Source organism: Robiginitalea biformata HTCC2501, assembly GCF_000024125.1.
GTDB lineage: Bacteria > Bacteroidota > Bacteroidia > Flavobacteriales > Flavobacteriaceae > Robiginitalea > Robiginitalea biformata.
This window is the reverse complement of the sequence record NC_013222.1, coordinates 3,220,922-3,240,107: the sequence shown is the minus strand read 5'-3', so window position 1 is coordinate 3,240,107 and position 19,186 is coordinate 3,220,922. Positions and strand designations below refer to the sequence as shown.

Genomic DNA, 19,186 nt, shown 5'->3' with positions numbered 1-19,186 from the left:
TAACACTATATTATATTTTCCTTAAGGAATCCGGGGAGCCACACTCAGGTATTGGGATTGCGGGTAAACGCGCCCCTCTAATTGCCGTTATTATCCTTGAATTTTCGGGTTTTCGCCTTGTCCGGGTTGGTGAATAGGCGTTTGAAGAACCCGTCACGTTTAACCGGCTCGCAATCCAGCAACCCGGCTACTTCCGAGGAGGGGTCCCCGAACCGTTGCGTGGTCCATTCGCGCAAATCCGGGTCGCGTGCGAGTTCTCCGTACCATTGCGCAAACAAAGGGAGGGCTGCATTGGCTCCCTGCCCGATGCGCGTATTGGGGAATCCGATTTCATGCGACTCCAACCCCACCCAGCTCACATGTACCATGCGGGGGGTAATGGCTGCAAACCAGGCATCCTTGTTGTTTTGGGTGGTCCCCGTTTTTCCCGCAATATCCCCGCGGAGGCCATATGTGCTTCGGATTCTGGAAGCTGTTCCTCCATCCACGACGGCCTGGAGCATTTCCAGCATCAGCTGCCGGGTGCGCTCCGAATAGGCCGGCTGCAGGTCTTTTTCGGGCTCGTGCCGATAGAGTACATTGCCCTCCCGGTCCGTGATCCGCTCAATCAGGTAAGGGGTAACCGGCCTGGATTGGTTTACAAAACTCGCATACGCCCCGGCCAATTCCGGGATGCCGATGGATCCCGTACCCAGGGCCAGTGAGGGTTTCTCGGGGAGGGGTGCGTCGATTCCCATGGCCCGGGCCTGGGCAACCACCTGGGGGATACCGGTTTGCTCGAGGACTTTTACCGCTACGGTATTCACGGAATTTTGCAATGCCGCCTGCATGGAATAATTCAGGTAGGCTTCGTCCTTGTCCCCGGAATTGGACGGCGTCCAGTCTTCCAGGTTTTCATAGCGGACCTCCCGGGCCGAAAAGTGCTGGCAGGGGTCGATCCCGGATTCCAGGGCGGCTGTATACACTATGGGCTTAAATGTGGATCCCACCTGCCGGCGGCTCTGTGAGATATGGTCGTACTTGAAATATTTGAAATTGATCCCCCCGATCCAACTCAGGACGGCCCCGCTCCGGGAGTCGATGGCCAGGGAACCGGTATTTAGAAATCGGGCATAATGCATCAGGCTGTCCAGGGTACTTGCCTCGGTTTCAGTTTCACCACCCCAATCGGCCAGAACCATGGGTCGCTTTTGCCCGAGGGAATCCAGTATATCTTCGTGTCCCAAACCGGAAGATGCCAGTTTCCTGTAGGGAGGCGATTGGCGGATATACCGGTCGATGAATTTGCGATTGTTTTTCCAGGGCGCGCGATTTCCGTAGGCCTCCTCAAAATCGGCTTGCAGGGATTGCATATGCTCCCGCATGCTAGACTCGGCCAATCGCTGCATCCCCGGATTCAGTGTCGTATAGATCCGCAGGCCGGAGGTGTAGAGGTTCAGGGCGGAGTCCGCCCCGGGACGATCCTTCAGCCAATTGGCCACTTCCCGCCTCACGGTTTCCCTGAAATAGGGAGCCATGCCCTCGTTTGCGGAATACGGGTTGTAATCGAGTTCCAGGGGCAGGGCCTGCAGGCTGTCCGCCCTTTCGCGTTCCAGGTACTCATTGCGGGCCATGGCATCCAAAACGAGGTTTCTTCGCTCCAGGCTCCGTTCCGGGAATAGCCGCGGGTTGTAGGAATGGGTTGCCTTGAGCATGCCGATCAGGGTGGCGGCTTCCTCGGTCCGGAGTTCTTCCGCGGGGACGCCAAAAAACTTTTGGGAGGCGCTTTCGATCCCGAAACTGTTATCGCCAAAAGAAACGGTGTTGAGGTAAAGGCCGAGGATTTCCTTTTTGCTGTATATGCGTTCAAGTCGGCGGGCGGTAAACATTTCCTTCAGCTTATCCACAACCAGGCCCGGGCCGCCGCCCCCGGACCGCGGATAGAGGTTTTTGGCCAACTGTTGGCTCAGGGTGCTTCCCCCGCCTGCGCCGCTATCCCCCATCAGCAGCGTTTTAAAAAATACGCGCAGCAGGCTGGGGTAATCGATGCCGGAATGCCGGTAGAACCGCTCATCTTCAATGGCGACCAGGGCTTCCAGAACACAATCGGGAATATCATCCACGGCAATGGGCTGGCGGTCGGCCAGGTAGTATTTCCCGATTAAGGAACTGTCGGCCGCATACACTTCGGAAGCCCGGTCGTGTCGGATGTCGCGCAATTCGGATTTCCCGGGCAGCCGCCCCCACAGGCCCGCGTAGACCGAACCGATGAAAAGGGCCATCAGCACGACCCCCGTCAGCAGGCTTGCCAGCAGGTATCGGAACCAGGGCGGGCGGACGGATCGGAATGCGCGTATCAACTTTTTCACGGTACGAATTTCAGACAATCCCTGGGATTGGGCCTTCAAATTAACAATTCCTTAATTCCCGAATTCCTACTTTTGAACCTATTACGATTCCATATGAAAAAGACCATCCTGTTCCTGTGCCTGTTTCCCCTCTTAACCGCCGCCGACCTGCCCGATTGGGGCCGGACCGGCCACCGGGCTATCGGGGAGGTAGCCGAGGCGCACCTTTCCCGCCGGGCCCGCAAGGCGGTATCCAGGCTGTTGGAGGGCGAAAGCCTGGCCAAGGTATCCACCTTCGGGGACGATATTAAATCGGATACCACCTATCGCTCCTTCAGCCCCTGGCATTACGTAAACCTCCCTCCTGAGACGCCCTATGGGGAAATCACCCCCAATCCGGATGGGGACATCCTTCAGGGAATTGAACACTGCATCCGGGTTTTGAAGGACCCTGCCAGCCCCAGGGACCAGCAGGTATTTTACCTGAAGCTGCTCGTGCACCTGGTTGGCGACCTGCACCAGCCCATGCATGTGGGCCGGCCGGAAGACCGGGGAGGCAACGACATCCAACTCCAGTATTTTGACAAAGGGACAAACCTGCACCGGCTCTGGGATTCCGATATGATCGAGGATTACGGGATGAGCTACACGGAGCTGGCCGAAACCCTCCCGCCAGCGACGCGCAGGGAAATCCGGGTTATCCAGTCCGGATCGGTCCTGGAGTGGGCCGGACAATCCCAGTCCCTGGCCAACCGGGTTTACGCATCCGTCGAAAACGGGGAAAAACTCTATTACCGCTATCGCTACCTCTGGTGGGATAGCGTGGAGCGCCAACTGCTCCTGGGCGGTTTGCGCCTGGCAGCCGTCCTGAATGATATATACGGTTAATGGGTTACCCCAGCCTGCGGAATGTGAGGTTAATACGGGGGCCAACCGGGCGTTTGGTCTTGGGTACCTGGTGCAACCAGTGGTGCTGCGTGGTGCCGGCCATCAGGAGCAGGCTGCCGGACTCCAGGTTCATTCGGACGCGCTGGGATTTAATGCGCCGGTGCTTCAGATGAAATTTACGGGATGCACCCAGGGAGAGCGAGGCGATTACCGGGTTGTTCCCCAGTTCGGGTTCGTCGTCCGCGTGCCAGCCGTTGCTGTCCGAACCATCCCGGTACAGGTTCAGCAGGCAGGTCGTGAATTTTTCCCCGGCCGCAATAGAAACCCGATGGAGCAAATCCTCCAGCAGGGGCGTAAACGGCAGGGGCTCCATCAGGATACCGCTATAGGTATAGGCCTGTCCGTTTTTACCGTACAGGGCCGTGAGGCGGGGTTGTTGGAAGGTTTTCCCAAAGAGCCGGATGGTATCCTGCCGCCAGGGGGTTTGGCTTTTAATCTCGCCAAACAGGGATTCGGCTTCTTTTGGGAGCAGGAAGCCCGGTTGGTACCTCAGGGTAGCGTCCGGCAGGTTTTCCAGGTCTTCCCGGGAGGGGTTCATCGCATGACCGATTTGAGCTGGTTCCGGTATTCCGAGGGACTCATGCCGGTAAAGGCCTTAAACGACTTGTTGAAATGTGAAAAATTGTTGAAACCGCTTTCAAAACAGATTTCGGTAATCGACATTTCATTTTCGGAGAGCAGGTTGGAGGCGTGCACCATCCGGTATTCATTGACAAATTGCACAAAGGTCTTGTTGGTCACCTTTTTGAAATAGCGGCAGAAAGAGGGGACGGTCATGTGGGTGAGGTCGGCCATCTCTTCCAGTGATATGGGTTCCCGGTAATTCTCCTTCACAAAATTGAAGATGGAATTGATCCGTTCGTTTTCCTTGCTCTGGGTTTCCACCGAAAGGTGTTCCGCATTGAGGATCTGGTATTCCGAGGTGCTGCCCAACTCATTGAGGATATTCAGGATGGCCAGCAACCGCTGGAAATCGGATTTGTATTCCAGGATTTCAATCTTCTCGCCGATTTTCTTTTTCGCGCTCCCCGTAAAGGCAATGCCCCCTTTGGCTTTCTCAAAAAGCTGCCGGATGTTCCGCATTTCCGGGATAGAAAAAAAATCGGAGCCCAAAAAGTCGGTTTTCATCTGAACCACCGATTCGCTGGTATTACCCGTGCAGGCATCGGTAAACCCGCAATGCGGGAGGTTGGACCCTATCAGGATCAGGTCGCCCTGGGTGTAATAGGATACATGGCTGCCAATCTGCCGCTTTCCGTTTCCCCCGTTTACATAGACTAGTTCAATTTCCGGGTGGTAATGCCAGACCAGGTTCTTGTTCGGTTTCAGCGCATCGAACTTCTGGTAGGTAAACGACTGCCCGAAGTCGGGCTCGATCGCTTCAAAAGCTGGTTTGAGTTTCAGCATATCCATTTAATCTATACCTAAGATACGTAGGGAATTTCCCCTTGGACTATGCAAAATTACCCAAAACATGTGCAATATTATCATTTTACAATTAATTAACACAAAACCGGGTCAATATAGCACATAAACTGGATAATCACGTAGTAGTGTGGGCACGCCTTCCACCGTAGATTTGCCTTGTGTAATTCAAAAAACAACCAGTTATGAAAAAAAATTGGATCAACATCGCAGCCGCCTTCGTAATGCTGGCCGGCACAACAGTAGCCACGGCATCGGTTAATCCCGTAAAGCCGGTGGCCGGTAAACTCGAAAAAATCGCCGACGCCGACCCGTATATGCGGAAGCAGGGCGAAAAAGTATATCTCAATTACCTCAACCTCGAAGGAAACACCGTAGTGGTTAAAGTCTTTGACCAGGAAGGTCGCCTGCTCTACATTGAGCGTTTCAAGGACTCCCCGGTGGTCGAAAAGGCCTTCAACTTTGAAACCGCCGAAGCCGGCACCTACAAAGTAGAAGTCGAGGTAAAGGCAGGAGATAGAACGTATTCAGAATCCCTGAAAGTTGTCAGGTAATGGATGTTTAGTTTAGTTTGTTTAATTCCGGGAAGAGGGAGCACTTGTGTTCCCTCTTTCTGTTTGTGGGCTGCGCCTTAATCCTGGGCAATGCCATACGAGCCCCAGGCTTTTTATGGCCCACCTGTTTCTGCTACCCGACATTTCCGGCAGCAGCCATTACCCATCGGGTCCCGTTAACCCAGGCGCTGCCAACGCCGGAGTTGTTTTCGCATTTTTTCGGGGAGGATATCCGTATCCAGTGCCCCTGCCAGGATTTGAGGATCTTTTTCACCCGCATAAATCATTTTGAAGAACGAGGCGATATCCGGGCTTTCTCCCCGGGCTTCCTGCAGGGACATCCGGTCCCCGGGCCGGACCCGCCCGGGTTCGATGACCTGGCCGTAAGCCCCCGGGCGTCCCCTTTTAATAAACCGGTCGATGATTCCCTGGTCCCCGAATCGCACGCCCAGCTTGTAACAGGGTTCCCTCGGGGTGGTGATGCGGATGACGGCTTCCCCGAGGCGGTATACGGCACCCATGCGCAATGCGGATTCGTCCAGTCCGTCTACGCTGAGGTTTTCCCCGAACAGCCCATACCCCCATTCGGGTCGATGAAATTGCCGTTGCCAGTAGGGGTATTCGCTGGCGGCGAACATGTAAAATGCTTTGTAGGATCCCCCGTGGACTTTCGGGTTTCCGATATAGTCGTTGCGTACGCCCTCCCGGTCCAGGTAGATGCCATCCGGCTGGGGCGATTTATAAATCCCGGTAACTACATCCTTTCCCTTCCATCGGAAGGTTGTGGGCTTCCCCGTATTCGTACTGATAATTTCCATATACCAATTTAGCCATTTCCGGGTATTCGCCGAAACGGGCCAGACCGCGCCCAAAAAAAAGGCCGCCCGAAAGCGGGCGGCCTGATGTATGGCATGTGCCGGATATTTGTCCGGCCTCAATCCTTTTCGTCCATTTTCTTGGTGATAAAAAAACCGATCAGCAGACCGGTTCCCGCCAGAAGGAAGATGGAACCCGGCATGGCGATGTCGTCATCCACACCTCCCATTTGGGCCAAAATCCCGCCAATCATTACCCCGGCACCGATACCCATTAACAACAGGGCCAGGTTCAGGATAAGGGTTTTCCAGATGGGTTGCGCATGCAGTTTGCCCTTGACAAAAATACTGGCATCCGCACCTTTTTCGATCAGTGCCATCCGCTCCTTGTTCCGCGTGGAAAAGTAGAGATAGGCAATCCCGAATACAACTGAAAACAAACAGACAAATACGATAATTTCTCCTCCCATGTGATATGAATTTTAGATTTTTGATTGATATACACCCCATAGGACGGGTCCGGTTGCCGGCAGGTTACAGATATATCGAAAATTCTGTAACCCGGAGGGCCTTCCGGGCGTCAAACGGGGTAGATGAACCAACAACTTGCTGACAGGGATTTGATTGCCCGGGTACTGGACGGGGAGGACCGCGCTTATGAAGTTCTCGTAGACCGCTACAGCCAAATGGTCTTTACCCTGGCCGTACGGATGCTCCGGGACAGGGAGGTGGCCGAGGAAACCGCCCAGGATATTTTTGTCAAGGCGTACCAGTCGTTGTCCGGTTACCGGGGATCGGCCCGTTTCTCAACCTGGCTGTACACCATCGCCTATCATCGCATCCTGGATGTTGCGGCACGGGAAAAACGGCACAGGTCCTACCGGACGGATGAGTTGCCGGAAGGCAGGCCGCTTTGCGATCTGGAAGATACCTGGTCGCAACTAATGGAAGGGGAACGACGGGACCTGATCCTCATGGCCCTGGAGGAATTGCCCGAAGACGACCGGTTGCTCATCAGTTTGTTTTACCTGCAGGAACAATCCCTTCGGGAAATAGCAGCCATAACGGGAATCCGCGCCGGGACGGTGAAGGTCCGGTTGTTTCGGGCCAGAGAAAGGCTGCGCGACTTGATTTCGGCTTCGGCCGGTTACCAAATACTCAGGGAATATGGACGATAAAAAACAAGATGCGTATTACAGGAAGATCCTCAGGGAGTCTGCTATGGAGCGGGCCCCGGAAGGATTCACGGGTTCCGTGATGGACCGCGTCCGCGCGGAAAAGGTACTCCCTCCGACGAGCCCCCTGATCGGCAGGCGCGCCTGGCTGGGCATAGCCGCTGCCGCCCTCGTACTGGTGGTCCTGGGGGTAAGCGTGCCGCCGGGGGAACTGGTCCGCCCGCGGCTTCTGGAGACCCTTGCAGACCGGACGGCCGCCCTGCAACTGCCGGCCATGCAATTCCCGGATGTGCCGGTGACCTATGTCTACGGAGCCATTTTCCTCCTGGTTTTTGCGTGCTGCCAGCTGGCCTGGATAAAGCGCTACTTCGAAAACCGCCTGTATAACTGAGGCCGGATTCTCAGCCCAGATAGGCATAGGCCCACGCCATCAAACCCGCCTGTAGCGGCAGGCGCAGCCAGAGCAGCCAACGCGGCAATCCGCCCGCTGCCCGGGGATCTTGCAGCATATGAACGTGTACCGGAAGGAACAGGAACAGCATCCCGATGATGCCGTAAAGTGCCCAGTCTTTGAATACGGGAAAGAACAGCGCAATCCCCAGCAGGACCTCCAGCAGCCCGCTGGCCCAGACCGTAAAACGCTTCCACGGGATCCAGGGGGGCAGGATTTTGCCGTATACCCTGGGAAAGATCCAATGGGCCAGGCCGGCAAACAGGTACATGCCGGCCATCAAATAGTAGTGCCAGGTATACGCCATGGCCGAAAGATACGACCTATTTCACCATGTCGTAGCTACGGCGTATAAAGGCCGTGAGCTCCTCCCCTTTGAGCAGTCCCTTGGACAGCCGGGCCAGGTCCAGGGATTGGGCAATCAGCCGGCTGCGCTTCTTATCGGTTTTCGTGTTGAGGATCTCGCCGACGAGCGGGTGGTTTGTATTGACCACCAGGTTGTAGAGCTCCGGCATGTTCCCCATTCCGAGCATCCCGCCCCCGGTCTGTTGCATTTCCTTCATCCGACGCATGAACTCGGGCTCGGTGATCACAAACGGAGCCTGGTCGCTGTCCATGGCCTCCAGTTGGACCGTGTAGGAGCTTTTTTCGCCCAGGGCCTTTTCCAGCTGGCCCTTGAGGGTTTCCTGCTCGTCCTCCGACAACTTGGACACCGCATCTTCTTCCTTCCGGATCAATTTGTCGATATGGTCGGCGTCTACCCGGGCAAATGACAGATTTTCCTTGGTTGTTTCGAGTTTCTGCATCAGGTGGGGGACAATCGGGCTGTCCAGCAGCAATACCTGGTATCCCTTTGCCCTTGCCGTATCGATGTAGGCGTGCTGTGCCTCCCTGTCGGAAGCGTACAACAGAACCCGCTTGCCGTCTTTGTCGGTCTGCTGGGCCTCAATTTTGTCGATGAGTTCCTCAAAGGTGAAGTATTCCCCGTCTACGGTGGGGTAGAGCGCAAAAGCATCCGCCTTCTCAAAGAATTTCTCGTCCGACAGCATGCCGTATTCAATGACGATCTTGATGTCGTTCCACTTTTCCTGGTAGGCTTCCCGGTCGTCCTTGAAGAGTGCGGTGAGTTTGTCGGCGACCTTCCGGGAAATATAGGAGGAAATTTTCTTAACAGCTCCGTCGGCCTGCAGGTAGGAACGGGAGACGTTCAGCGGGATATCCGGGGAATCGATAACTCCGCGCAGCATGGTCAAAAATTCCGGAACGATTCCCTCGACATTATCCGTGACAAAAACCTGGTTTTGGTAAAGCTGGATCCGGTCTTTCTGCAGGTTGATGTCCCCGGTGAGTTTCGGGAAGTACAGGATGCCGGTCAGGTTGAAGGGGTAATCCACATTCAGGTGGATGTGGAAGAGGGGCTCTTCAAACTGCATCGGATAGAGCTCCCGGTAAAAGGACTTGTAATCCTTCTCCTCCAGGTCCGTGGGTTTCTGCGTCCACGCCGGGTTCGGGTTGTTGATGATATTGTCTACCTCCCGGGTGGGTGCCGGATCGTCCTCCTTAGCCCCTTCGGGCTTTGGGAGGGTCTCCGTACGCGTCCCGAATTTAATCGGGATAGGCATGAACTTATTGTATTTGGTAAGCAGCTCGCGGATGCGGCCTTCCTCCAGGAATTCCAGGGAATCCTCCGCAAGGTGCAGGATGATTTCGGTACCCCTGTCGGATTTCTCGGCTTCCTTTATAGTGAATTCCGGGTTTCCTTCACACGTCCAATGGACAGCCGGGGTGTCTTCCCGGAAGCTTTTGGTGAGGATCTCCACTTTTTTGGCAACCATAAAAGAGGAATAGAAGCCCAGGCCAAAGTGGCCGATGATCCCCGCATCCTTCCCGGCATCTTTGTATTTGTCCAGGAATTCCTCGGCCCCTGAGAAGGCCACCTCGTTAATGTATTTTTTCACTTCTTCCTCGCTCATCCCGATCCCCTGGTCGATGATGTGCAGTTTCTTGCCTTCTTTGTCGATTTTTACCTCAATAAGCGGGTTGCCGTATTCCACTTCGGCCTCCCCGATGGAAGTGAGGTGCTTGAGTTTCAGGGTGGCATCCGTCGCGTTCGAAATCAACTCGCGGAGGAAGATTTCGTGATCGCTGTAAAGGAATTTCTTGATGAGCGGAAAAATGTTGTCTACGGAAACATTGATCTTGCCTGTTGCCATGGTATCAGTTTTTGCCTGGTACATGTCAAAAAAAATACCAATGCCGCCGCGGGTGACAAACTGACACGTATGGGCAACTTCCTGTCACCGCATATTTAACAAATATTTATGTTGAATAAATAATGATAATTAATAAACATAAGTATATTTGTAACGATTGCTTTCAAACTTGCTATGAAGAAGCATTTTGACTCAGTAATCAGTTTGTTTATTAATTGGTTAGGTTGTTTGAAAAGCGCGCTTCCCATTGTGGGGGCGCGCTTTTGTTTTTATTGCAATCCTGCTGTCTGCCCCTGTAGAATGGGTAGATCGAACCCAATGGATGGGATCGCGGGCCATTGCTGTTGGGCTGGCGGGTAACTGCAAACAGGCTGGCAGGCCACTGGGTGAAATTCGCATATTAACGGTGGATTTACCGTTCCATTAACAGTATTAGTGTTTTTTAAAAACAAAATTGTATAAACAAAAGTTAACGACATGAGCGCTTCTAAAAAGAAGAATCCACCAACCCTCCGCCAACAAATTTTTTCAGCCTACATGACCGCCGTCCTGGAGACGGAGCACTTTCCCACTTCGGTATATAAATTCTGTAAAGAACTGGGAATCGGGGAAGAGCAGTTTTACGGGGAATTTGGTTCCCTCGATGCGGTCAGGCGTCAGGTATGGACGAAATTCTTCGACCAGACCATTGAGCGGATTGAGAAGGACAAAAATTACAACGGGTATACCAACCGGGAAAAAATCCTGAGTTTCTTCTACACGTTTTTTGAATTGCTCGGGCTCAACAGGTCGTACGTGTTGTTTGCTCTGGGTTCCGATTCCCAACCGTCGCGCCAACTGGCCCAGTTGGGGGATTTGAGAAAAAAGGTACGGGGTTATGCCAAAAGCCTGATCGAGGCGGCTAATGAGGAAAAGCAAACCAAAGTTACCCGCCATCAGCCGGGACTGTTTTCGGAAGGGGCGTGGGTGCAGATGCTTTTCCTGCTCCGTTTCTGGATGAAGGACGACTCGCCCGGCTTTGAAAAAACCGATGTGGCCATTGAAAAATCCGTCAATACCATCTTCGATATTTTCGACAATACCCCCCTGGAGCGGGTAGTGGACTTCGGCAAATTCCTCTATAAGGAACACATGACCTGATCGGCGTCCAGCTCCGTTTCCTATTTTCCCATGAGTTAATCCAATAGATCCCGATACCACAGATGAAATCACTCGACCACATTCCCGTAACCAAGATGGAACGCGCCGGCAAGCTCGTGCAGACCGGGGTCAAACTCGGCGGTAACTACATGAAGTACTACGGAAAAAAACTCGTAAAGCCTTCAACAGACCGGAGCCAGTTGGACGAGGACAATGCGCGGGACGTCTACGACGGGCTTAAAAGTCTGAAGGGCAGTGCCCTGAAGGTTGCGCAGATGTTGAGTATGGAGAAGAACCTGTTGCCGCGCGCCTACGTGGAGCGATTTTCCCTGGCCCAGTTTTCAGTACCCCCGCTTTCGGCCCCCCTGGTGCGGAAAACATTCCGCACGTATTTCGGGGCGTACCCGGAGGAGCTCTATGACCGGTTTGAACCGGAATCCGTAAACGCCGCAAGTATTGGCCAGGTCCACCGGGCTTCCAAAGACGGCAAGGCCCTCGCCGTCAAGATCCAGTACCCGGGGGTGTCGGAGAGTATCAGCAGCGACCTGGCCCTGGTGAAACCCATCGCCATGCGCATGTTCAACCTGAGCGGGAAGGATTCGGACAAGTATTTTCGCGAGGTGGAGGACAAGTTGCTCGAGGAAACGGATTATCTCCTGGAGCTCGAACAGAGTCGGAGCATTACGAATGCCTGCAGCCACCTGCCCGGGTTGCGCTTTCCCGAGTATTATCCGCAGTGGTCTTCCCGGCGCATCCTCACCATGGACTGGATGGTTGGGGAGCACCTGGGCGATTTCACCAAGAAATCCTTCCCGTCGGAAACCGGCGACCGGCTGGGCCAGGCCCTGTGGGACTTTTATATGTTCCAGATCCACGGCCTTCGTAAAGTACATGCCGATCCGCACCCGGGCAATTTTCTGGTGGGGGAGGACGGCAGCCTGATTGCCATCGATTTTGGCTGTATCAAGGAAATCCCGGAAAGTTTCTACAATCCCTATTTTGAACTTGCCGAGCGGGAGAATATTGAAAATGATGCGATCCTTACGGCGAAATTACAGGAACTCGAGATCCTGACCCCTTCCGACAGCCCGGAGGAACTCACTTACTTTAAGGCGCTGTTCCGGGAGATGCTCGAATTGTTTACGAGCCCCTTCAACGAGGAGGTGTTCGACTTTTCATCCACGGAATTCTGGGGGCAGATCGCCGACCTGAGCCAGCGGTATTCCCAGGATACCCAAATCCGCAAGATGAATGCGAACCGGGGATCCCGGCATTTCCTCTATATCAACCGCACATTTTTCGGCCTGTATAATTTACTGCACGACCTGAAGGCACGGGTCCGGGTCAACAATTACCAGGAGTACCTGGATTGAGCAACCCGGCCGTGTACCAGGAGTACCCGGCCATGGCAACCCGGCCCTGGCTAATTCTTCCCGGCAGCAGAACCCGACTCCGGCTTCAGGTATTTTTCCAGCCAGCGGTCCTGTTCCCAGAGCAGGTGCAGGATACTTTCCCGCGACCGGTACCCGTGGCTTTCCTTGGGCAACATCACCAACCGCACGGTTGCCCCCAGGCCCTTCAGCGCATTGAAGTAGCGCTCGCTTTGCATCGGGTAGGTCCCGGAATTATTATCCGCCTCCCCGTGGATCAGGAGCAGGGGGGTCTTCATTTTATCTGCGTGCATAAACGGGGACATCGTGTAATACACCTCCGGGGCTTCCCAGTAATTGCGTTCCTCGCTCTGAAACCCGAAGGGCGTAAGTGTCCGGTTGTAGGCACCGCTCCGCGCGATGCCGGCGGCAAAGAGGTCCGAATGCGAGAGCAGGTTGGCCACCATAAAGGCCCCGTAGCTGTGTCCGCCCACTGCCACGCGATCCCGGTCGATATACCCCCGCTCATCCACGGCATCGATAGCCGCCCGGGCATTGGCCACCAGTTGCTGCCGGAAGCTGTCGTTGGGCTCGGCATCCCCTTCCCCGATAATCGGGAACGCCGCATCGTCCAGTACCACATAACCCCGGGCCACCCAGTAAATCGGGGAGCCCCAGTAGGGGTAGGTAAATTCGTTTGGGTTCTGGGTATTCTGCGACGCGCTGTTCTTGTCTTTGAATTCCCGGGGGTAGGCCCAGAGGATCATCGGTTTTTTCTCGCCGGAATCCGGGTTGTAGCCCACTGGAAGGTACAGCGTCCCACTGAGTTCCAGCCCGTCATCCCGCCGGTAGGTTATCACTTCCTTATGGACTTCCTGCAGGCTTTTAAACGGGTTTTCAAAGTAGGTGAGCTGCCGAGGGGCGCGGCGCCGCAGGGCGCTCCGGCTGTAATAATTCGGATACTCGCTGGGCGACTCTATCTGGACCAGCAATTCATCCTGCTCCGGTTTGTAATCGATAAGCGTCTCCATTTTTCCCTCCAGGCGCGACTCGTATAACCGGGTGGTTTCGGCCGTGCCCAGGTCCATGCGGTCCAGGAAGGGGAATTGCCCTTCTTCGGAGTATCCGTCCCCGAGCAGGAAGGCACGGCCCCGTCGGTCCAGGGCCAGGACCTCGCGATTCCATTCGTTTCGGCGGGTTACAAAGTTGCCCGGGTCGCTGTAGCGATCCTGGTAATTCCGGTCGGAGAGGACTACGGGGGTTTCGTGCGGGTCGGAAGGGTTGAAGCGGTAGGTCTTGGTATTCCGGTTGTTCCACCAGTAATCCCGGGCGATGGCTACCTGGTCCGTACCCCACGTGATGCCGCTGTACCGGTTGCGGGTCTTCAACAGGGGCTTCCCCGGGCCCTTGAACGGGGCCTCCAGGGTAAAGACCTGGTCCCGGAATGGCACTTCCACGGCCGGGTCGCCCCCGTCCAGGGCTTCGGCATAGACCAGGGTGGCTGGCTGGTCACTTCGCCAGCTCAGGTCGCGCATGCCGGTGCGCTCCGCCATAAAACCCTTGGGCAGGTCCTCGATAAGCGGGACCTCCAGAACAGTTTCTACCAATGCGCCGCCTTTGGTATAGATGGCGGTCCGGGAGGGGAAGCGGTAGTAGGGGACCAGGTAGGAGAACGGTTTTTCCACAGTGGTTACCATCACGTAGTTGCCGTCCGGGGAAAAGCTGATATTCCTGTACATCCCCGGTTCCATCCATTCCGATGAGGTACCGTCCAGGGATACCCGGGTGAGTCCCGAACGGGCCAGTTGTTCAAAATTAAAGGCGTCGTCCGGGTTCTTGATCAGGTCCTGGTAGGTGCGGTTCTGCGCTTTTTTCCCGTCATTGGTGGCAATGGTAGGGCCCGTGGGGACCACTTCGCTCCGGTCCACCAACGCCTCCCGGTCTGCGGGGAGCGTCTTTACGAGCAGCGCCTTGCTGTCGCCGAACCAATTGACCACGTCCCGCAGGTTGGCATTCAGCCGGGGCCCCGTGAGGCGCCGGGCGGTGGCAGTGGCCAGTTCCACCACCCACAGCTCCACCCCGGTGGCCGTGGTATGGGTTAGGGCCAGTTTTTCCTCGTCGGGAGACAGGCTGAAGTCGGCCAGGCGCGGCTCCGGGGGGAGGCCGGTCACTGGCCGGGTACCGGATTCCCCGGGGACCTGGAGTTCCAGGTTGTTGTAAAACGTGGTACGGCTACCCGTGTTTGTCTTCGGGTTGATCCGGAGCCCGGCCAGCCGCATTTCCGGCTGGGACAATTCCTCGATGCTCTTGTAGGCACTGCGGTAGAGCATCAGCATATATTTTCCGTTGTCGGTCATCCAGACGTACGGCGCCAGGGGGGCGGTGGCCAGTTCCAGAATTTCTTCGGGGGGTTGCTGGTATTCCAGCTGGTCCTGTCCGGAAACCGGGATCAGGCAGAGGAAGGCGAAGAGGGCAAACAGGGTTCTCATAGATCGTTCTTTTGGCGTGAATCAATTGGCAGGGCAGGCCTGCTCCGCCCTGAAGATACTAACTTCCCGGAGAAGGCGCCAATCGGGTCCCGGCATGCAAAACTTATGTGCTGTTTTGGGACACAAAAACAATAATCGGTACATTTACCCACTGTCCCGGCCTGTCCCGGAACCAAACTAAACGCCACATCCCATGTATCATTCAAAAATTACCGGCCTCGGGTTTTATGTACCCGAACGGGTTGTTACCAACGACGACCTGTCAAAGAAGATGGACACCAGCGATGCCTGGATTCGCGAACGCACGGGTATCCAGGAGCGAAGGCATGTGGTGCCCGGGGAGGATACCACCACAACCATGGGGGTCAAGGCAGCACGCATCGCCATCGAGCGGGCCGGGATCGACAAGGATCAGATCGATTTTATCGTATTTGCAACCCTCAGCCCGGACTATTATTTCCCGGGCCCGGGCGTACTGGTCCAGCGTGACCTGGAATTGCCCACCGTAGGGGCCCTGGACGTCCGCAACCAGTGTTCCGGTTTTGTCTATGCCCTCTCGGTGGCCGACCAGTACATCAGATCGGGGATGTATGAGAACATCCTGGTAATCGGGTCGGAACTCCATTCAAAAGGGCTCGATATGTCTACCCGCGGCCGGGGCGTTTCCGTGATTTTCGGGGATGGCGCCGGTGCGGCGGTACTCAGCCGGGAGACCGACACCAGCAAGGGGATCCTCTCCAGCCACTTGCACAGCGAAGGGCAGCATGCCGAGGAACTGGCGGTAACCGCCCCGGGGATGGGGCAGCGCTGGGTGACCGACATCCTGGAGGATGCCGACCCGGAAGACACCTCCTTCTACCCGGTCATGAACGGGCAATTCGTATTTAAGAATGCGGTGGTCCGCTTCAGCGAGGTCATCCGCGAAGGCCTCCGGGCGAACGGCCTGGATACCGGTGATATCGACATGCTGATCCCCCACCAGGCCAACCTGAGGATTTCACAGTTTATCCAACAGAAATTTGGCCTCTCCGACGACCAGGTCTACAACAATATCATGCATTACGGAAACACTACGGCGGCAAGTATCCCGATTGCACTGACCGAGGCCTGGGAAAAAGGTAAAATTAAAGCGGGCGACCTGGTGGTCCTGGCCGCATTCGGGAGCGGGTTTACCTGGGGGAGCGTCATCATCAGGTGGTAGGCCAGGCCAAAAAAAAGAACCCCGGCACGGATGCCGGGGTCCGGGTCGGCCAAGCCAGGGAGGTTAACCAACCAATTCCCCCTCGGGCCCGCCGATAAGACTACCGGTCCACAGCCTGGACGATTCTCAAATGACTGTTCGTTTTATTTATCAAACGATTGATGATGCCGTTGATGATTGATGTTGTATAATAGACGCCATAAATCCACGAATGTTACGGGTATCCCTGAATTTAACATCCAGGGCGAATGACCCTCCGGGGGCGCAGGCATGCGAAACCCCGGCTGACTACTCGTCGAAAGCCGGGGTTTCTTACATTGACAGGCTGCACTAAACACTAACCATTAACTATAAAAATACAGCCCGGTCAATGGGTGAACTAGGATGCTTTGTAGTAAAGACGTGCTACCTTTGCATTCGTTACAGCAACCGGATTAAAATTTAACCGTCAGCAGTATGAAAAAAACGCTTGTTTTCGGGGCCTCCCTGAAACCATCCCGCTACAGCAATTTGGCCATGCGGCGCCTGGCCGAAAAAGGCATTGAAACCGTGGCATTCGGGATGGTGGCCGGAAAAGCTCACGGTATTGAAATTACCCGGAATATTGAAGAATTCCAAGGAATCCACACGATAACGCTGTATATGAACCCGCGCAGGCAGGAACCTTTTTACGACCAGCTCATCGCACTTGGGCCCGAGCGCATCATCTTCAACCCCGGGACGGAAAACCCGGAATTTGCTTCCCGCCTCAGGCAGTCGGGGATAGAAGCCCTGGAGGCGTGCACCCTGGTCATGCTGGGTACCGGCAACTACTGACCGGAACAGCAAAAGAACCGCCGTTACAGGGTGCGCTTCTTGCGTATCAAGAGCAGCCCCAGGAAGGTGAGCAACCCGTTCAGCGGGAGGAGTTCGTACCCGATTTCATAACCCCCCAGCAATTCAGGCGGCAAATTGGCGATCAGCGCCACCACGAGGATGGCCGTCACGGCTACCACCCAGACCCTGGAATCCCTCAGGGCATAGGGGGTCAGGATACCAAAGGCGAACAGGCCCAGCAGCGGGCCGTAGGTATAGGTGGCCACGGTGAGCAACCCGTCGATGACGTTGCGGTCCAGGACGTATTTGAAGAGGATCACCACGACGATCAGCAACAGGCTCATCCCGATGTGTACCCGCTTGCGGAGTTTCTTCTGTTGCGCTCCCGGTAACTTGCCGATCCCCATAAAATCCACGCAGAACGAAGTAGTCAGGGAGGTCAGGGCGCTGTCCGCACTGCTGTATGCCGCGGCGATCAGCCCGAGCATGAAGGTGGTGCCCACCACGGGGCCCAGGCCGCTGTTCAGGGCAATTTCCGGGAAAAGCAAATCGGATTTCGGGCTGCCGTCCATCAGGGGGAGGGCAATGCCGAACCGGTCGGCATAGATAAAGAGCAGCGCCCCGAGCAGCAGGAACACAAAATTCACGGCAACCAGGACCACCGAAAAGGAAAGCATATTTTTTTGCGCATCCCACAGGTTGCGGCAGGTGAGGTTTTTTTGCATCATGTCCTGGTCCAGGCCGGTCATGCAGATGGTGATGAACATGCCACCCAGGAAGGATTTAACCAGGTGGTTTTTGTCGGCAAAGGAATCCGTGAACCAGGTCTGGCTGTAAGCCTCCAGCTCTTCGGACGCCAGGAAATCGGACAGGCTCCACCCCAGGCTCTGGTTGATGAAGTGGATGGAAAACCCTACGGCCAGCAGCATGAAAAGTGTTTGCAGGGTATCCGTCCAGACGATGGTTTTGATTCCCCCGCGGAAAGTATACACCCAGATCAGCGCAATGGACAGGACCACCGTAGCCTCGAAGGGGACCCCCCAGGCGTCGAAGACGAACTGCTGGAGCACAATGGCGACCAAGAATAAACGGAAGGCCGCACCCAGCACCCGGGAGACAAAAAAGGACAGGGCACCCACCTTGTAACTGACCCAGCCAAATCGCTGTTCGAGGTATTCGTAGATGGAGGTCACCCCCAGCCGGTAATATAGGGGCATCAGCACCAGGGCAATCACGATGTACCCCGCCAGGTAGCCGAATACCACCTGCATATAGCTGAACTGGGAGGATTCTACCCAGCCCGGGACGGAGATGAACGTCACCCCGGAGAGGGAGGCCCCGATCATGCCGAAGGCTACCAAATACCAGGGTGACTGCCCGCCCGCCTTAAAAAAGTCGTCGTTGGAATCGTTCCGCCCGGTGAAATAGGAAATCAGGAGCAGCAGGGCAAAATACCCCCCGATAAGGAGCAGGATATGGGTTGCATTCATAGGAGGAGGCTGGTGCCGCACCGGGGTGCCCGTTGCCTTAAAAAACGGCTGCAGGCCGGAATCCGGCCCGGTTTGGACATTCCATTTAATTTGGCCACCAAAGTACAAAACTTAAAATAGATACGTAATTTTGCCGTATATGGAAATCACGTCGAAATTACTCGGAAAAGCCGTGGATGAGGTGTCCCAGTTGCCGGGTATCGGCAAGCGCACGGCCCTCCGGCTCGTCCTGCACCTGCTGCGCCAGCCGAAGGCCCGGACCGAAAAGCTCGCCGAGGCGCTCACCAGCCTCCGCTCGGGGATCTGCCGTTGCCGGGAATGCCACAATATATCCGATTCCGAGCGCTGCGAGATTTGCGCCAGCCCCAAACGCGACCGCTCGCTGATCTGCGTCGTCGAGGATATCCGGGATATCATGGCGATCGAGAGCACCGGGCACTACCGGGGGCTCTACCACGTACTGGGCGGGAAGATATCCCCCATGGAGGGCATCGGGCCCCAGGACCTGCAGATCGCATCGTTGGTGGAGCGGGTGCGCGACGGGGGGGTACGCGAGCTGATACTGGCCCTCAGCGCAACCATGGAAGGGGATACGACCAATTTTTACCTTTACAAACAACTCGAGGGGGTGGAGGTGGAACTCTCCACCATCGCCAGGGGGATTCCGGTAGGGGACGACCTGGAGTATGCGGACGAGGTGACCCTGGGCCGGTCCATCCTGCAACGGATCCCATTTGAAGGGTCCTTCAAGGGCCAGGATAGATAGAAAGTT

The 19,186-nt window shown here is 55.6% G+C and carries 18 protein-coding genes; 9 read left to right on the top strand and 9 right to left on the bottom strand.

The window, feature by feature from the left end; translation table 11 throughout:
- Positions 1–77: 77 nt before the first annotated feature.
- Positions 78–2,348: a transglycosylase domain-containing protein gene (locus tag RB2501_RS14370; RefSeq protein ID WP_238528077.1), complete on the bottom strand. Its 2,271-nt coding sequence runs from the start codon at positions 2,346–2,348 to the stop codon at positions 78–80.
- 93 nt (positions 2,349–2,441) lie between these two features.
- On the opposite strand from RB2501_RS14370, the gene RB2501_RS14365 reads away from it, so the two are divergent.
- Entirely contained in the window at positions 2,442–3,215 is a 774-nt protein-coding gene (locus RB2501_RS14365) for a S1/P1 nuclease (protein ID WP_015755589.1), read from the top strand.
- Positions 3,216–3,219: 4 nt separating this feature from the next.
- On the opposite strand, the gene RB2501_RS14360 is transcribed toward RB2501_RS14365, so the two are convergent.
- Both RB2501_RS14360 and RB2501_RS14355 read right to left on the bottom strand, forming a co-directional pair.
- Positions 3,220–3,813 carry an alpha-ketoglutarate-dependent dioxygenase AlkB family protein gene (locus RB2501_RS14360; protein ID WP_015755588.1) on the bottom strand — a complete coding sequence of 198 codons (594 nt, stop codon included), beginning with the start codon at positions 3,811–3,813 and terminating at the stop codon, positions 3,220–3,222.
- Positions 3,810–4,682, bottom strand: coding sequence for an AraC family transcriptional regulator (locus tag RB2501_RS14355; RefSeq protein WP_041327907.1), 873 nt, complete (start codon positions 4,680–4,682; stop codon positions 3,810–3,812). Before RB2501_RS14355 ends, RB2501_RS14360 begins: the two co-directional genes overlap by 4 nt.
- A gap of 203 nt (positions 4,683–4,885) precedes the next feature.
- Here RB2501_RS14355 and RB2501_RS14350 point away from each other — a divergent pair, with 203 nt between their 5' ends.
- Positions 4,886–5,254 carry a hypothetical protein gene (locus RB2501_RS14350; RefSeq protein WP_015755586.1) on the top strand — a complete coding sequence of 123 codons (369 nt, stop codon included), beginning with the start codon at positions 4,886–4,888 and terminating at the stop codon, positions 5,252–5,254.
- Between the two features lie 176 nt (positions 5,255–5,430).
- On the opposite strand, the gene RB2501_RS14345 is transcribed toward RB2501_RS14350, so the two are convergent.
- Both RB2501_RS14345 and RB2501_RS14340 read right to left on the bottom strand, forming a co-directional pair.
- Complete coding sequence (locus RB2501_RS14345) at positions 5,431–6,072, bottom strand: MOSC domain-containing protein (RefSeq protein ID WP_041327905.1); 642 nt, start codon at positions 6,070–6,072, stop codon at positions 5,431–5,433.
- Positions 6,073–6,188: 116 nt separating this feature from the next.
- The gene (locus RB2501_RS14340; protein WP_015755584.1) at positions 6,189–6,539 is read right to left on the bottom strand and encodes a DUF6249 domain-containing protein; all 351 of its coding nucleotides are present in this window, start codon (positions 6,537–6,539) and stop codon (positions 6,189–6,191) included.
- A 123-nt stretch (positions 6,540–6,662) separates the two neighbouring features.
- Here RB2501_RS14340 and RB2501_RS14335 point away from each other — a divergent pair, with 123 nt between their 5' ends.
- Together RB2501_RS14335 and RB2501_RS14330 are read left to right on the top strand one after the other, a co-directional pair.
- Entirely contained in the window at positions 6,663–7,247 is a 585-nt protein-coding gene (locus tag RB2501_RS14335; RefSeq protein ID WP_015755583.1) for an RNA polymerase sigma factor, read from the top strand.
- On the top strand, positions 7,237–7,635 hold the full coding sequence (locus RB2501_RS14330) for a hypothetical protein (protein WP_015755582.1): 399 nt from the start codon (positions 7,237–7,239) through the stop codon (positions 7,633–7,635). The genes RB2501_RS14335 and RB2501_RS14330 overlap by 11 nt, the downstream gene beginning before the upstream one ends.
- Before the next feature lie 10 nt (positions 7,636–7,645).
- Here the strand turns inward: RB2501_RS14330 and RB2501_RS14325 are convergent, their stop codons facing one another.
- Together RB2501_RS14325 and htpG are read right to left on the bottom strand one after the other, a co-directional pair.
- Positions 7,646–8,002: a DoxX family protein gene (locus tag RB2501_RS14325; RefSeq protein ID WP_015755581.1), complete on the bottom strand. Its 357-nt coding sequence runs from the start codon at positions 8,000–8,002 to the stop codon at positions 7,646–7,648.
- Between the two features lie 16 nt (positions 8,003–8,018).
- Complete coding sequence (gene htpG / locus RB2501_RS14320; protein WP_041327903.1) at positions 8,019–9,908, bottom strand: molecular chaperone HtpG; 1,890 nt, start codon at positions 9,906–9,908, stop codon at positions 8,019–8,021.
- 477 nt (positions 9,909–10,385) lie between these two features.
- Here htpG and RB2501_RS14315 point away from each other — a divergent pair, with 477 nt between their 5' ends.
- Positions 10,386–11,048: a TetR/AcrR family transcriptional regulator gene (locus RB2501_RS14315; RefSeq protein ID WP_041327303.1), complete on the top strand. Its 663-nt coding sequence runs from the start codon at positions 10,386–10,388 to the stop codon at positions 11,046–11,048.
- A 62-nt stretch (positions 11,049–11,110) separates the two neighbouring features.
- Positions 11,111–12,421, top strand: a complete 1,311-nt coding sequence (locus RB2501_RS14310; RefSeq protein ID WP_015755578.1) for an ABC1 kinase family protein — start codon at positions 11,111–11,113, stop codon at positions 12,419–12,421.
- 50 nt (positions 12,422–12,471) lie between these two features.
- Here the strand turns inward: RB2501_RS14310 and RB2501_RS14305 are convergent, their stop codons facing one another.
- Entirely contained in the window at positions 12,472–14,907 is a 2,436-nt protein-coding gene (locus RB2501_RS14305) for an alpha/beta hydrolase family protein (RefSeq protein WP_015755577.1), read from the bottom strand.
- Positions 14,908–15,100: 193 nt separating this feature from the next.
- Between RB2501_RS14305 and RB2501_RS14300 the strand changes: the two genes are divergently transcribed.
- Complete coding sequence (locus RB2501_RS14300; RefSeq protein WP_015755576.1) at positions 15,101–16,108, top strand: 3-oxoacyl-ACP synthase III family protein; 1,008 nt, start codon at positions 15,101–15,103, stop codon at positions 16,106–16,108.
- A gap of 456 nt (positions 16,109–16,564) precedes the next feature.
- The gene (locus RB2501_RS14295) at positions 16,565–16,924 is read left to right on the top strand and encodes a CoA-binding protein (RefSeq protein ID WP_015755575.1); all 360 of its coding nucleotides are present in this window, start codon (positions 16,565–16,567) and stop codon (positions 16,922–16,924) included.
- Between the two features lie 23 nt (positions 16,925–16,947).
- Here RB2501_RS14295 and RB2501_RS14290 read toward each other — a convergent pair whose 3' ends face one another.
- Positions 16,948–18,414, bottom strand: coding sequence for a sodium:solute symporter (locus RB2501_RS14290; RefSeq protein ID WP_041327902.1), 1,467 nt, complete (start codon positions 18,412–18,414; stop codon positions 16,948–16,950).
- A gap of 139 nt (positions 18,415–18,553) precedes the next feature.
- Here RB2501_RS14290 and recR point away from each other — a divergent pair, with 139 nt between their 5' ends.
- On the top strand, positions 18,554–19,180 hold the full coding sequence (gene recR / locus RB2501_RS14285) for a recombination mediator RecR (protein WP_015755573.1): 627 nt from the start codon (positions 18,554–18,556) through the stop codon (positions 19,178–19,180).
- The last annotated feature ends 6 nt before the right edge of the window (positions 19,181–19,186 follow it).

Excerpts from the sequence above, each read along its gene's own strand:
- recR (WP_015755573.1), top strand. The coding sequence starts at position 18,554 with ATGGAAATCACGTCGAAATTACTCGGAAAAGCCGTGGATGAGGTGTCC.
- RB2501_RS14300 (WP_015755576.1), top strand. The coding sequence starts at position 15,101 with ATGTATCATTCAAAAATTACCGGCCTCGGGTTTTATGTACCCGAACGG.
- RB2501_RS14305 (WP_015755577.1), bottom strand. The coding sequence starts at position 14,907 with ATGAGAACCCTGTTTGCCCTCTTCGCCTTCCTCTGCCTGATCCCGGTT.
- RB2501_RS14345 (WP_041327905.1), bottom strand. The coding sequence starts at position 6,072 with ATGGAAATTATCAGTACGAATACGGGGAAGCCCACAACCTTCCGATGG.
- RB2501_RS14365 (WP_015755589.1), top strand. The coding sequence starts at position 2,442 with ATGAAAAAGACCATCCTGTTCCTGTGCCTGTTTCCCCTCTTAACCGCC.
- RB2501_RS14340 (WP_015755584.1), bottom strand. The coding sequence starts at position 6,539 with ATGGGAGGAGAAATTATCGTATTTGTCTGTTTGTTTTCAGTTGTATTC.
- RB2501_RS14325 (WP_015755581.1), bottom strand. The coding sequence starts at position 8,002 with ATGGCGTATACCTGGCACTACTATTTGATGGCCGGCATGTACCTGTTT.
- RB2501_RS14355 (WP_041327907.1), bottom strand. The coding sequence starts at position 4,682 with ATGCTGAAACTCAAACCAGCTTTTGAAGCGATCGAGCCCGACTTCGGG.
- RB2501_RS14350 (WP_015755586.1), top strand. The coding sequence starts at position 4,886 with ATGAAAAAAAATTGGATCAACATCGCAGCCGCCTTCGTAATGCTGGCC.
- htpG (WP_041327903.1), bottom strand. The coding sequence starts at position 9,908 with ATGGCAACAGGCAAGATCAATGTTTCCGTAGACAACATTTTTCCGCTC.
- RB2501_RS14310 (WP_015755578.1), top strand. The coding sequence starts at position 11,111 with ATGAAATCACTCGACCACATTCCCGTAACCAAGATGGAACGCGCCGGC.
- RB2501_RS14330 (WP_015755582.1), top strand. The coding sequence starts at position 7,237 with ATGGACGATAAAAAACAAGATGCGTATTACAGGAAGATCCTCAGGGAG.
- RB2501_RS14290 (WP_041327902.1), bottom strand. The coding sequence starts at position 18,414 with ATGAATGCAACCCATATCCTGCTCCTTATCGGGGGGTATTTTGCCCTG.
- RB2501_RS14335 (WP_015755583.1), top strand. The coding sequence starts at position 6,663 with ATGAACCAACAACTTGCTGACAGGGATTTGATTGCCCGGGTACTGGAC.
- RB2501_RS14295 (WP_015755575.1), top strand. The coding sequence starts at position 16,565 with ATGAAAAAAACGCTTGTTTTCGGGGCCTCCCTGAAACCATCCCGCTAC.
- RB2501_RS14315 (WP_041327303.1), top strand. The coding sequence starts at position 10,386 with ATGAGCGCTTCTAAAAAGAAGAATCCACCAACCCTCCGCCAACAAATT.
- RB2501_RS14360 (WP_015755588.1), bottom strand. The coding sequence starts at position 3,813 with ATGAACCCCTCCCGGGAAGACCTGGAAAACCTGCCGGACGCTACCCTG.